At 71.8% G+C, this 12,295-nt stretch carries 11 protein-coding genes; 1 reads left to right on the top strand and 10 read right to left on the bottom strand.

Annotated elements, in window-relative coordinates; translation table 11 throughout:
- Positions 1–94: 94 nt before the first annotated feature.
- Both nusB and efp read right to left on the bottom strand, forming a co-directional pair.
- On the bottom strand, positions 95–508 hold the full coding sequence (gene nusB, locus ACTMMA_RS07510) for a transcription antitermination factor NusB (RefSeq protein ID WP_441189490.1): 414 nt from the start codon (positions 506–508) through the stop codon (positions 95–97).
- A 1-nt stretch (position 509) separates the two neighbouring features.
- Positions 510–1,070 (bottom strand): elongation factor P, encoded by a 561-nt coding sequence (gene efp, locus ACTMMA_RS07515; protein WP_441189491.1) that lies wholly within the window; start codon positions 1,068–1,070, stop codon positions 510–512.
- A gap of 105 nt (positions 1,071–1,175) precedes the next feature.
- Here efp and ACTMMA_RS07520 point away from each other — a divergent pair, with 105 nt between their 5' ends.
- Positions 1,176–2,837 (top strand): glutamate synthase-related protein, encoded by a 1,662-nt coding sequence (locus ACTMMA_RS07520; RefSeq protein ID WP_441189492.1) that lies wholly within the window; start codon positions 1,176–1,178, stop codon positions 2,835–2,837.
- Positions 2,838–2,858: 21 nt separating this feature from the next.
- Here the strand turns inward: ACTMMA_RS07520 and aroB are convergent, their stop codons facing one another.
- From aroB to alaS, 8 genes are all read right to left on the bottom strand, one after another.
- Positions 2,859–3,950, bottom strand: coding sequence for a 3-dehydroquinate synthase (aroB, locus tag ACTMMA_RS07525; protein ID WP_441189493.1), 1,092 nt, complete (start codon positions 3,948–3,950; stop codon positions 2,859–2,861).
- Positions 3,947–4,459 (bottom strand): shikimate kinase, encoded by a 513-nt coding sequence (locus ACTMMA_RS07530; protein WP_441189494.1) that lies wholly within the window; start codon positions 4,457–4,459, stop codon positions 3,947–3,949. Before ACTMMA_RS07530 ends, aroB begins: the two co-directional genes overlap by 4 nt.
- Entirely contained in the window at positions 4,456–5,724 is a 1,269-nt protein-coding gene (aroC, locus tag ACTMMA_RS07535) for a chorismate synthase (RefSeq protein WP_441189495.1), read from the bottom strand. The genes ACTMMA_RS07530 and aroC overlap by 4 nt, the downstream gene beginning before the upstream one ends.
- A 94-nt stretch (positions 5,725–5,818) precedes the next feature.
- Positions 5,819–6,559, bottom strand: coding sequence for a prepilin peptidase (locus tag ACTMMA_RS07540; protein WP_441189496.1), 741 nt, complete (start codon positions 6,557–6,559; stop codon positions 5,819–5,821).
- Positions 6,552–7,397 (bottom strand): shikimate dehydrogenase, encoded by an 846-nt coding sequence (locus ACTMMA_RS07545; protein ID WP_441189497.1) that lies wholly within the window; start codon positions 7,395–7,397, stop codon positions 6,552–6,554. Before ACTMMA_RS07545 ends, ACTMMA_RS07540 begins: the two co-directional genes overlap by 8 nt.
- A gap of 37 nt (positions 7,398–7,434) precedes the next feature.
- Positions 7,435–8,685, bottom strand: coding sequence for an endolytic transglycosylase MltG (gene mltG / locus ACTMMA_RS07550; RefSeq protein WP_441189498.1), 1,251 nt, complete (start codon positions 8,683–8,685; stop codon positions 7,435–7,437).
- On the bottom strand, positions 8,682–9,206 hold the full coding sequence (gene ruvX, locus ACTMMA_RS07555) for a Holliday junction resolvase RuvX (protein ID WP_441189499.1): 525 nt from the start codon (positions 9,204–9,206) through the stop codon (positions 8,682–8,684). The genes mltG and ruvX overlap by 4 nt, the downstream gene beginning before the upstream one ends.
- A gap of 15 nt (positions 9,207–9,221) precedes the next feature.
- Positions 9,222–11,942: an alanine--tRNA ligase gene (gene alaS, locus ACTMMA_RS07560; RefSeq protein ID WP_441189500.1), complete on the bottom strand. Its 2,721-nt coding sequence runs from the start codon at positions 11,940–11,942 to the stop codon at positions 9,222–9,224.
- Between the last annotated feature and the right edge of the window lie 353 nt (positions 11,943–12,295).

A 12,295-nucleotide genomic window follows, 5' to 3' on the forward strand; every position in this document is an offset into this window, starting at 1 on the left:
AAGGGGAGGTTTAAGAAGGGAGGTCCACCCGGTGCGGGACAGGATGTGCCGCCGTGGACAGCAGAGCCTGTCGCCCGGCTGGGGCGAGGCCCACTCAGAGGAGGGTGGCCTTGACGTCCGAGATCCGGGCCAGGAGGCCGTTGACGAACTTCGGGGAGTCGTCGGTGGACATGGTCTCGACGAGAGCGACCGCCTCGCTGATCGCGACCGCGTCGGGCACCTCGTCGTTCCAGACGATCTCCCACGTGCCCAGGCGCAGGGCGGCACGGTCGACGGCGGCCATCCGCTCCAGGGACCAGCCCTGGGAGTAGGTGGTCAGGGCCTCGTCGATGACCGTCCAGTGCCCCAGCACCCCGCGGACCAGCTCCACGGCATACTCCGGAAGAGGGTGCTGCGTGGTGGGGGCGGCGATGCGCTCCTCGAGCAGGGCACCGATGTTGATGCCCCGCTGCTCGGCCTCGAAGAGGAGCTCCAGGGCACGCTTGCGCGCCTTGGTGCGTGCGGCCACGTCAGTTCACGCGACCGAGGTACGACCCGTCGCGGGTGTCCACCTTGACCTTGGTGCCGGTCTCCAGGAAGAGCGGCACCTGGATCTCGGCGCCGGTCTCGAGGGTGGCGGGCTTGGTGCCGCCGGTGGAGCGGTCACCCTGCAGGCCCGGCTCGGTGTGGGTGATCTCCAGGACCACCGACGGGGGCAGCTCGACGTAGAGCACCGCACCGTTGTGCTGGGCGATCATGGCCCGGCCGTTCTCCAGGAGGTACTTGGCTGCGTCGCCCATGGCCTCGGGGGTGACGGGGACCTGCTCGTAGGTCTTCTCGTCCATGAAGATGAAGTCGGTGCCGTCGTTGTAGAGGTACTGGTAGTCCGAGCGGTCCACCGTGGCGGTCTCGACCTTGGTGCCGGCGTTGAAGGTCTTGTCGATGATCTTGCCGGAGGTGACGTTCTTGAGCTTGGTGCGCACGAACGCCGGGCCCTTGCCGGGCTTGACGTGCTGGAACTCCAGCACCTGCCACAGCCCGTTGTCCATGTCCAGGACCATGCCGTTCTTCAGGTCGTTCGTGGTTGCCACGTTCTCGGGTTCCTTTGCGGGTATGCGGTGCGAACTCGGACGATTCTACCTGCGCCGGGAGGGCCGGTTGGCCGGGCGCACCTGCCCTGGGGCACAGTGGAGCCCATGAAGTGGAGCAAGGCCATCGCCGTCCCTGCCATCGCACTCGCCGCACTCGCCGTCCAGGACCTGACGCAGAAGAAGCACGCCATCCGGAACAACTTTCCGGTTCTCGGCCGCGCACGCTACGTCCTGGAGACGATCGGGCCTGAGCTGCGCCAGTACATCGTGACCGACAACGACTCCGAGCGCCCGTTCAGCCGCGACCAGCGCCGCTGGGTCTACGCCTCCTCCAAGAAGGAGAATCCCTACTTCGGCTTCGGGACCGACAACGACGTCGAGAACAACGAGGGCTACGCGATCATCAAGCACCGGACCTTCGCCAGGGTCCAGCCGGCCGCGATGCCCCACGCGGGCGAGGAGACCCCGCTGCCGTGCGCGAAGGTGCTCGGGGAGGCGCGAGGGCGCCGGGGTGCCTTCCGCCCCGAGTCCACGATCAACGTCTCGGCGATGAGCTATGGCGCACTCTCAGGGCCGGCCGTGGAGTCGCTGAACCGCGGGTGCGCCGAGGCCGGGGCGCTCCACAACGCCGGGGAGGGCGGGATCTCCGACCACCACCGCCACGGGGCGGACCTCATCTTCCAGATCGGCACCGCCTATTTCGGCTGCCGTGACGAGAAGGGCCGCTTCGACCTCGAGCGCCTCAAGGACCTGGTGGCGGCCAACCCGGTCAAGGCTATCGAGGTCAAGCTCTCCCAGGGCGCCAAGCCCGGGCTCGGCGGCCTGCTGCCGGCGGCGAAGATCTCCAAGGAGATCTCCCAGATCCGCGGCATCCCCATGGGGCAGGACTGCCACTCCCCCTCCCGGCACGCGGAGTTCTCCGACCCCGACAGCATGCTGGACTGGGTCGAGATGGTCGCCGAGGCGACGGGGGTGCCGGTCGGGATCAAGGCTGCGGTCGGTCAACCCCGCGTGTGGGACAAGATCGCCACGCTCATGGAGCGCGGGGACCGCGGGGTCGACTTCATCGCCATCGACGGCGGTGAGGGAGGCACCGGCGCGGCCCCCCTGACCTTCTCCGACTCGGTCTCCCTGCCCTTCCGCCTCGCCTTCCCGGCGGCCTACGCGCCCTTCGCCCGCCGGGGCATCGCCGACCGGGTCGTCTGGATGGGGGCCGGGAAGCTGGGCCTGCCCGACAACGCCGCCGTGGCCTTCGCCCTGGGCGTGGACATGGTCTACGTGGCCCGCGAGGCGATGCTGTCCATCGGCTGCATCCAGGCGCAGCGTTGCCACGACGACCGGTGCCCCACCGGGGTTGCCACGCAGAACCGCTGGCTCACCAGCGGCCTCGACCCGGACCTGAAGTCGGTGCGGGCCACCAACTACCTGCGCTCCTGGCGCCGCGAGATGCTCAAGGTCGCCGAGGCGTGCGGGGTCGAGCACCCCGGCCTGATCCGCGGCGACATGGTGGACATCCTGCTCGGCACCCGCGAGTCCACCCCGTTGTGGAAGATCGCCGGCTACGAAGACCCCTCGTGGGGTCTGCCCTCGCCGGAGCAGCAGGAGCAGATCCGTGCGCTCATGGCCTCCGCACCCCAGGGTGGCTCGGTGGCCCCCTCCACGTCGGCCAAGGGCAGGACTCCTCACCACCCGACCGACCGGACGCCGGAGCAGATGGCCACGGAGCGTTCGACCGTGGTCGTCGGCAAGGCCCTGCACGACGGATGATCCCCACCCCTCGCGAGACGCTCAGCCGGTGATCGCCGCGTAGGCCTCCTCGAGCAGGCTCTCCGACGGGGCCTCCAGCCGCGTCGGGCTGGCCAACCCCTGCAGCACGACGAGGCGCAGGGTGCTGCCGCGCGACTTCTTGTCCCTGGCCATCGCCGCCCGCAGCTCGTCCCACCTGCCGGACCGGTAGGAGATGGGCAGCCCGACCGCGGACAGGACGGCGCGGTGGCGCGCGAGGAGCGCCCCGTCGATCAGCCCGGCCCGGTGGGCCACCTCGGCGACGTAGACCATGCCGACGGCGACGGCGTCCCCGTGACGCCAGGTGTAGTCCTCGACCAGCTCGATGGCGTGCGCGAAGGTGTGCCCGTAGTTGAGGATCTCCCGGAGCGAGGCCTCCTTGAGATCCGCCGCGACGACGTCGGCCTTGACCTGGACCGCCCTGGCGATGAGCTCGACGACCAGCTCGGGAGCTGCCAGGGGGTCGGCCGCGGCAGCCGGGTCCTCCTCCACGATGCGCAGGATCTCCGGGTCGGCGATGAAGCCGCACTTGATGACCTCGGCCAGTCCGGACACGTAGTCGGCCTCCGGCATCGACCGGAGCCACGTCGGGTCGCACAGGACGGCCCGCGGAGGATGGAAGGCACCGACCAAATTCTTGCCCTCGGCGGTGTTGATGCCGGTCTTTCCTCCCACCGCGGCGTCGACGACCCCGAGCAGGGAGGTGGGCAGCACGACCGACTCGACGCCGCGCAGCCAGGAGGCCGCCACGAAGCCGGCGAGATCGGTGACCGCTCCCCCGCCGATCCCCACGACCAGGTCGTCGCGGGTGAACCCTTCCTGCCCCAGCCTGGACCAGAGGGAGACGAGCACCTCGGCCGACTTCGCCAGCTCGGCGTCCGGGACGGCGACCACCACGGGGCGGGCGCCGCCGGCCGTGAGCACCGACGCGGCCTCGCCCGCCAGCGCCTCCCGACCGGGCTGGTGCACCACCAGCACCCGCCGCTCCGGCCGCGCATGCTCGGCAAGGAGGGCGAGGACCCCGGAGCCGACGTGCACCGCATACCCCTGCGGTCCGTCGACCCGAACCGTCCGCGAGGCGACGGGGGCGGTCACGGATCCAGCCCCTCGAGCACCTCGTCGGCGACCTGCTCCGGCGTGAGTCCACCGGTCGCGACGGTGATGTCGGCCAGCGCCTCGTAGGTCGGGCGGCGGGCGTTCATCAACCGGGTCCAGGAGGCTCGCGGGTTGACGATGAGCAGGGGGCGCGAGGCGTCGAAACCGACGCGGGAGGCCGCGTCAGCGATGGTGACGTCGAGGAAGACGACCACGTGGTCGCTGTCGCGGAGCGCGTCGGCGATCTCGGGCTGCATCACGGCGCCACCACCCAGGGAGACGATCGACTGCTCGGCGTCGAGCGCCTCGAGCACGGCCGCTCGCTCCATGTCGCGGAAGGCCTGCTCGCCGTCGTCGACGAAGATGTCGGAGATCGCCCGTCCCGCGCGGGTCTCGACGACCTGGTCGGTGTCGATGAGGGGGACGCCCAGGCGTTGGGCGAGGATCGCGCCGACGGTGGACTTGCCGGAGCCCGGAGGGCCGATGAGTGCGAGACGACCCAGCGTCACGGCCGCTCCCTCCCCTCGGTCGCCGGCGTCCGTTGGTGGGTGGGCACGGTCTCCAGGTATGCGGCATGGTTGCGGGCCACCTCGGCGACGGTGTCGCCGCCGAACTTCTCCAGCACGGCGTCAGCCAGCACCAGGGCGACCATCGCCTCGGCGACGACCCCCGCGGCCGGCACGGCGCACACGTCGGAGCGCTGGTGGATGGCCGTGGCCGCCTCGCCCGTGGTGGTGTCGATGGTCCGCAGCGCCCGGGGGACGGTGGAGATCGGCTTCATCGCGGCCCGCACGCGCAGGACCTCTCCCGTGCTCATCCCGCCCTCCGTGCCACCGCTGCGGTGGGTGAGACGTCGGACCAGCCCGTCCGCGTCCCGCTCGAGCTCGTCGTGGGCCTGGCTGCCCCGGCGGGCGGCCGTGCGGAAGCCCTCACCGACCTCGACGCCCTTGATCGCCTGGATGCCCATGAGCGCCGCCGCGAGCCGCGCGTCCAGGCGACGGTCCCAGTGCACGTGGGAGCCCAGCCCGGGCGGGAGCCCGTAGGCCAGGACCTCGACCACTCCGCCCAGGGTGTCGCCGTCCTTGCGGGCGGCGTCGACCTCCGCGACCATCCGGGCCGAGAGGTCGGTGTCCAGCGTCCGGACCGGGTCGGCGTCGAGTCGTTCGACGTCCTCGGGCCTCGGGAGCGTGTCGGTGACCGGGGCGTCGGCGTCCAGGTCCGCGACACCCGCCCGACCGATGCTCACCGTATGGGAGACGAGCCGGATGCCGACGGCCTGCTCCAGGAAGCCCGCGGCCACCGCGCCGAGTGCGACGCGTGCGGCGGTCTCGCGTGCGGAGGCCCGCTCGAGGACGGGCCGGGCCTCGTCGAAGCCGTACTTGGTCATGCCGACGAGGTCGGCGTGCCCCGGACGGGGCCGGGTCAGGGGGCGGTTGCGCGCCAGCTCCTGCGGCGCCCCGACGTCGTCCGCCCTGCGCAGGTCGTCCTCGGGGACCGGCTCGGGGTTCATCACCGCGGCCCACTTGGCCCACTCGGTGTTCTCGATCTGCAGGGCCAGGGGGGAGCCGATGCTCTGCCCGTGGCGCATGCCGCCGAGGAAGTGCAGGCGGTCGGCCTCGAAGCTCATCCGGGCCCCGCGGCCGTAGCCGAGGCGTCGACGGGCCAGCGCACCCTCGACGGCGGCACGCTCGATGCGGACCCCGGCGGGAAGTCCCTCCAGGAGGGCGGTCAGGGCAGGGCCGTGGGACTCCCCGGCGGTCAACCAGCGCAGCATGCGCCCGATTCTCCCACCTCGCTCCCGGTGATCGGTGCGGTGCCTCGGCCGTGCGGGGGCCTCGACGCGGCGAGGGTCTCAGCGGGGTCGCCGCTCAGCCGAAGGCCGCGACCACACCGGGGCCCAGGGTCAGACCCAGGAGGGCACCGACCATCATGGGCGGTCCGAAGGCCAGGTGCCCGCCGCGCTCGACGCGGCGGCTCAGCAGCAGGACGAGGGCGACGACGCCGCCCACGAGGAATCCCGCGTAGATCCCCGTGACGGCCTCGGGCCAGCCGAACCAGCCCAGGGCCGCGCCCAGGACCCCCGCCAGCTTGACGTCGCCCAGGCCCAGCGCCACCGAGCCACGGGCGAGCGCCAGCAGGGCGAGCGCGAGATAGAAGACGCTGCTGCCCACGCCCCAGCCCAGCGCCCGTGCCCACGGCTCGACGCCGCCGCCGACGAGGGCCGCGACGGAGATCCCGATGGCCAGGAAGCCCATGGTCGGCCACATGATCCGGTCCGGGAGGCGGTGCACGTCCATGTCCATGGCGGCCAGGCACACGCACGCGAGGACGACGAGCAGGAAGGTCGCGGTCAGGACGGCGGCGACCCAGACGGTGGGGATCGCCTCGTCACCGACGAACCAGATCCGATGGACGACCAGCGCGGCGCTCAGCCCGAGAGCCGGAGGCACCCACCACCGTCGCCCGGGTGCAGGCTCGTCCACCTCGTCGGGCTTGCGGTAGGTGGTCTCCGCCAGCCAGCGCTGAACGGGCAGGCCGAGCAGCGCCACGCCGAGCGCGACCACAGCCATGACGACCGGCGGCGCCCAGTCCTGCAGCTGGTCACCCATCGATGCCCTCCCCCGGGCCCAGCGCGTCCCTCATCGCCTCCACCGGACCATCATGGCCGGTCATCAGCTGCACCTGTCGGGCGGCCTGGTGGAGCAACATCCCCGTGCCCCGGCAGACGGTCGGCGCGCCGGGCCCCAGCGCGCTGACGGCGGACGCCAGCGCGCTGGGCCAGGGCGAGTAGGCCACGTCGAGCACGACGGGGCGGGGCTCGGCACCCCCGGTGAGCGTGACCGCCGGCGCGGGGGCCGAGCCCGGCAGGGTCCCGACCAGGACGTCCTGGTCCTGCCCCAGTGCGATCGCCCCGTCCCCGAGACGGCGAACCCGCAGGCCCAGGCCCAGGCGCTCGGCGAGCGCGCTCGTCTCCGCGCGGGGTCGGTCCCGCACCACCATGGTGATGTCCTCGACACCCATGCCCGAGAGTGCGACGAGGGCGGATCTGGCCGTGGCGCCGCCCCCGAGGACGGTGGCACGTCGAGGCCGGCTCACCCCCGCCTCGTGCAGGGCCTCGGTCAGTCCGTGGACGTCGGTGTTGTCCGCGTACCAGCCCTGCGGACACCGGACGAGGGTGTTGGCCGCACCGGTCAGCTCGGCCGCGCTCCCGGTCGTCGTCCCCAGCGCGAGAGCCTCCTCCTTGCCGGGCATGGTCACCGAGAGTCCGACCCACTCGGGGCCGAGGGTGTCCACGAAGCGGGCGAGCTCGCCGGAGCGGACCTCGAAGGCGTCATAGCTCCAGCCGTCGAGCCCGAGGGCCGCGTAGGCCGCCCGGTGGAGGAGGGGCGAGAGGGAGTGCGAGATGGGCGAGCCCACCACGCCGGCCCGTCTCTGCGGGGCACTCATCCTCGGTCGCGGCTCCACGGGGACGGGACGACCTGACTCAGCACTGCCCGGGGTTGTCCTCGCACCACGTGAGGAACTCGGACACGTTGGCCTGGTGCTCCTTGAAGGTCGTGGCGAACTTGGTCTCGCCGGTGCTGGGGTTGACCGTCACGAAGTAGATCCAGTCGCCCTCGGTCGGGCTGAGCACGGCCTGGATGGCGGCCTCGCCAGGGCTGTTGATCGGTCCGGGCGGCAGACCCTGGTGGACGTAGGTGTTGTAGGGGTCGTCGACCTCACGGTCCGCATCGCTGGTGCCGGCCCTGCCGCGCTCCTGCTTGATGAAGTGGACGGTGGAGTCCATCTGGAGCCTGCCGTTGGTCTCGGAGTCGCCCTCGAGGCGGTTCTCCATGACGCGGGCGACCTTGGGCAGGTCCTCGGCGAACATGCCCTCGCCCTGGACGATGCTGGCCTTGATGATGACGTCCTTGAGGTCCCCCTCGGAGATGCCGAGGCGCTCGTAGACCTGCTTGCCCGTGCGCACCATCAGCTGGAGCTGCTCGGTGGGGGTCGCGTCGGGGGCGAACTCGTAGGTGCTCGGGTAGAGATAGCCCTCGAGCTCCCCGTCGGCCGCCTCGGGAAGATCCAGCTCCGCCGGATCGACGGCCTCGTAGTCGGCGACCTCGTGGCCCGTGGCCTCGGCCAGCAGCGCGAAGGTCTCGTCCACCCACAGGCCCTCACGGATGGTGACCCCGTTGATCTCCCGGAAGTTGCCGTCCAGCAGGCGCGAGATGGCGGCCTCGGAACTCATCTGGCGGGCCATCCGGTAGGTGCCCGGCTGGATGCTGCCGCCCTGCGGGTGCGTCGACAGTGCGGCGGTGAAGGCCTGCACCGACCCGATCACGTCCTCCTCGACGAGGATCTCGGCGATCTGGCCGCCACCGGCCCCTTCGGGGATCTCGATCTGGACCTCACCGGTGCCCGGGCCCTCGTAGTCCTCGGGGGCCGCCTCGCCGCCGAACGAGATGTCCGGCACGAGGTCGCGCAACGAGCCGATCGCGTAGACCGAGGCCGTCAGCACCAGGGCCGCCGCGACGACGAGGGCGATCGCCTTGAGGACCGGGTTGCGGCGACGCCGCCTCCGGGGACGGAAGGTCCCTTCCTCCGGCGGTGGCGCCAGGACGTCGTCAGCCAGGGTCTCGTCGTGCTCGTGGGGGTCGCCCAGACCCAGGAAACCGTCGTTGCCACCGGATGCCGCCCCCCGCCCACGGGCATCGTACTCATCCCATTCGTGCTCAGGGGGCAGGCTCAATCGATGTCCTCACGTCGGCCGGACCGGCGGGTCCGGGGCTTTCGAGCCCTCAGGGGGGCTCCGACCGGCTGGCCGGAGCGGCGGGCGTCCAGCGCTGCCTGGAGGATAAGCACGGCTGCGGCCTGATCGACGACGCCACGCTGCTCACGACCACGAACGCCGCTGCTCCGGAGCGCACGATGGGCATCGACGGTGGTCAGACGCTCATCCCACAGACGCACCGGCACGTCCAGACGCCGCTGCAACGACATAGCGTAGCGGCGAGCGCGCTGGGCCGCCAACCCCTCCGACCCGTCCAGGGACCGGGGCATCCCCACGACGACGGTCCCGGCGGACCGTTCCAGCACCGTCGAGACGATCTGGTCAAGGTCGGTCTCGCCCTCGTGGTCCCGCCTCAGGGTGGCCACGGGGTGGGCCAGGAGCCCCTCGGGATCGCTGGCGGCGACCCCGACCCGCGCCTCGCCGACGTCGATCCCGAGGAGCACCCCGGGACGTGCCTGCCGCGTCGCTCCGTCGTCCATGCGAACCGGCGTCGTTCAGCCCCGGAGGGCCTGCTCGACGACGGCCAGCGCCTCACCGGTGCGACTGGCGTCCTGGCCGCCGCCCTGGGCGAGGTCGGGCTTGCCGCCGCCACCGCCGCCGAGGGTCTGGGCGGCGACCTTGACCAGGTCACCGGCCCGCACGCCCCGCTCGCGGGCGGCCTCGTTGGTGGCCACGACCACGTTGGGGCGCCCACCGGCCGCACCGACCAGGGCCACGACGACAGGGCCATCGTTGCCGAGCCGCGAACGGAGGTCGAGAGCCATCGTGCGCAGGTCGTCGCCACCGGCGCCCTCGCCCAGGTCGTGCCCCAGGAAGCGCACGCCCGCCACGTCGCGCGCCTGCTCGACGAGCCCGGACGCGGCCGCCATGGCCTGCTGCGAGCGCGCCCTGGCGATCTCGCGCTCGGCGTCCTTGAGCCGGGCCACGAGCGCGCCGATGCGGTCGGGCAGCTCGTCGGGCCGGACCTTGAGGGTGTCGGTCAGCTGGTTGACGATGATGTTCTCGCGCGCCAGGTGCTGGTAGGCGTCGGCGCCGACGAGTGCCTCGACCCGGCGCACGCCGGAGCCGATGGAGGCCTCTCCCATGATCTTGACCAGCGAGAGCTGGGCGGAGTTGAGCACGTGGGTGCCACCGCACAGCTCCAGGCTCCAGGGGCCGCCGACGGAGACGACCCGGACGATGTCCGGATAGCGTTCGCCGAAGAGCGCCATCGCGCCCATCTCGCGCGCCTGCTCCAGGGGCATCTGCTCGGCGGTGACCTGCAGGTCGTCCATGAGCCGCTCGTTGATCCGGGCCTCGACGGCGGTCAGCTCCTCCGGCGACAGGCCGCGGTTGGCCTTGAAGTCGAAGCGCAGCCGGCCGGGGGCGTTCTCCGACCCCGCCTGGGTCGCGGTGTCACCGAGGGTCTCTCGCAGCACCTTGTGCACCAGGTGGGTGGCGGTGTGCGCACGGGACACCGAGGCGCGCCGCAGGACGTCGATCTCGGCCCGGGCGTCCTGGCCCACGACCGCCTCACCCTCCAGGAGCCGTCCGCGGTGCACGATCAGCCCCGGGATGGGCTTCTGGACGTCGGTGACCTCCACGAGCGCGCCGTTGGCCAGGCGGATGGTGCCGTGGTCGGCGAGCTGGCCGCCCGCCTCGGCGTAGAACGGGGTGCTGGCCAGGACCAGCTCGACCTCGGCGCCGCCCTGCTCGAGGTCCTGCGACGACGCCTCGAGGCGCTGGACCTCCTCGCCACCGGAGAAGACGCCCAGCACGGTGGACTCCCCCGCCATCTCGCCGTAGCCGGTGAACTCGACCTCGCGGCCCAGCCGGTCGGCGACCGCACGGTATGAGGTGGTGCCCCCGTGGCCGTGCTTCTTCGCCTTCGCGTCGGCCTTGGCACGCTCGCGCTGCTCGGCCATGAGCGTGCGGAAGCCGTCCTCGTCGACCGACAGGCCCTGCTCGGAGGCCATCTCCAGGGTCAGGTCGATCGGGAAGCCGTAGGTGTCGTGCAGCTGGAAGGCCTCCCGGCCGCCCAGGACGCTGGAGCCGGACTTCTTCGCCGAGGCGACGGCGGTGTCCAGGATCGTGGTGCCGCTGGCCAGGGTCCGACGGAAGGCCTCCTCCTCGGCGTAGGCCACCTCGCTGATCCGCGCCCAGTCACGCTCCAGCTCGGGATAGGACGCCTTCATGACGTCCTTGCTCACGGGGAGCAGCTCGGGCAGGGCGGCGTCCTGCACGCCCAGCAGACGCATCGAGCGCACCGCCCGACGCAGCAGGCGGCGCAGGACGTAACCACGGCCCTCGTTGCCCGGGGTGACCCCGTCACCCATGAGCATCAGGCCGGAGCGCACGTGGTCGGCGACGACGCGGAAGCGCACGTCGTCCTCCTCGTTGCTCCCGTAGGAGCGACCCGAGAGCTCCTCGGCCCGCTCGATGACGGGATAGACCTCGTCGATCTCGTAGAGGTTGTCGACGCCCTGGAGCAGGTAGGCGACGCGCTCGAGCCCCATACCCGTGTCGATGTTCTTGCTCGGCAGCTCACCGATGACGTCGAAGTCGGCCTTGGACCGGACCGCGCCGAGCTCCTCCTGCATGAAGACGAGGTTCCAGATCTCCAGGAAGCGCTCCTCGTCGACCATCGGGCCGCCGTCCTGGCCGTACTCCGGGCCGCGGTCGATGTAGATCTCGCTGCACGGCCCGGCGGGGCCCGGCACGCCCATGTGCCAGTAGTTGTCCTCCACCCCGCGGCGCTGGATGCGCTCCTCGGGCAGGCCGGCGATCTCCTTCCAGAGCCGGGCAGCCTCCTCGTCCCCCTCGGGCAGGTGCGGCAGGAGCCCAGGGCCCAGGACCGTCACCCAGACGCTGTCGGGGTCGAAGCCCAGACCACCCTCGGCCTGGGAGCCGGTGACGAACTCCCAGGCGGCGCGGATCGCGCCCTCCTTGAAGTAGTCGCCGAAGGAGAAGTTGCCGTTCATCTGGAAGAAGGTGCCGTGGCGGGTGGTCTTGCCGACCTCCTCGATGTCGAGGGTCCGCACGCACTTCTGGACGCTGGTGGCGCGCTCCCACGGCGGGGTCTGCTGGCCAAGGAAGTAGGGCTTGAACGGGACCATGCCGGCGTTGACGAACAGCAGGTTGGGGTCGTCGTGGACCAGGGGGGCGCTGGGCACCACCGCGTGGCCCTTGCTCTCGAAGAAGGACAGCCAGCGGCGGCGGATCTCGGCGGTTTCCATGGTCTCCTCACCAGGGGTCAGACGGACCTGGCTACTCTAGCGGCCCGTCCGCGTCCTCCCCACCAGGTTCTGCGGGTATGCGGCTACTCGCCTACCCGCGTCTCGCCGCCAGGACCGGCCAGCCCCTGTGAGCCGGCGACGGTCGCCTCCGGGGAGTCCCCGCGTGAGGCAGTGACGGTCGCTCCGGGGAGTCCCCCGCGTGAGGCAGCGACGGTCGCTCCGGGGAGTCCCCCGCGTGAGGCAGCGACAGTCTTCCGAGGGAACCCCGGGTTGTGGGGGGGGGGGGGGGGGGGGGGGGGGGGGGGGGGGGACAAACCACCCCACTCCCACCCTAACAAGAGCTCCGGTCCCTC

This window comes from Ornithinimicrobium panacihumi (genome assembly GCF_052073805.1).
GTDB classification, from domain to species: domain Bacteria; phylum Actinomycetota; class Actinomycetes; order Actinomycetales; family Dermatophilaceae; genus Ornithinicoccus; species Ornithinicoccus panacihumi.

Coding starts and splice junctions, on each gene's coding strand:
- ruvX (WP_441189499.1), bottom strand. CDS start 9,206: ATGGACGACGGAGCGACGCGGCAGGCACGTCCCGGGGTGCTCCTCGGG.
- alaS (WP_441189500.1), bottom strand. CDS start 11,942: ATGGAAACCGCCGAGATCCGCCGCCGCTGGCTGTCCTTCTTCGAGAGC.
- ACTMMA_RS07545 (WP_441189497.1), bottom strand. CDS start 7,397: ATGAGTGCCCCGCAGAGACGGGCCGGCGTGGTGGGCTCGCCCATCTCG.
- ACTMMA_RS07520 (WP_441189492.1), top strand. CDS start 1,176: ATGAAGTGGAGCAAGGCCATCGCCGTCCCTGCCATCGCACTCGCCGCA.
- ACTMMA_RS07540 (WP_441189496.1), bottom strand. CDS start 6,559: ATGGGTGACCAGCTGCAGGACTGGGCGCCGCCGGTCGTCATGGCTGTG.
- aroC (WP_441189495.1), bottom strand. CDS start 5,724: ATGCTGCGCTGGTTGACCGCCGGGGAGTCCCACGGCCCTGCCCTGACC.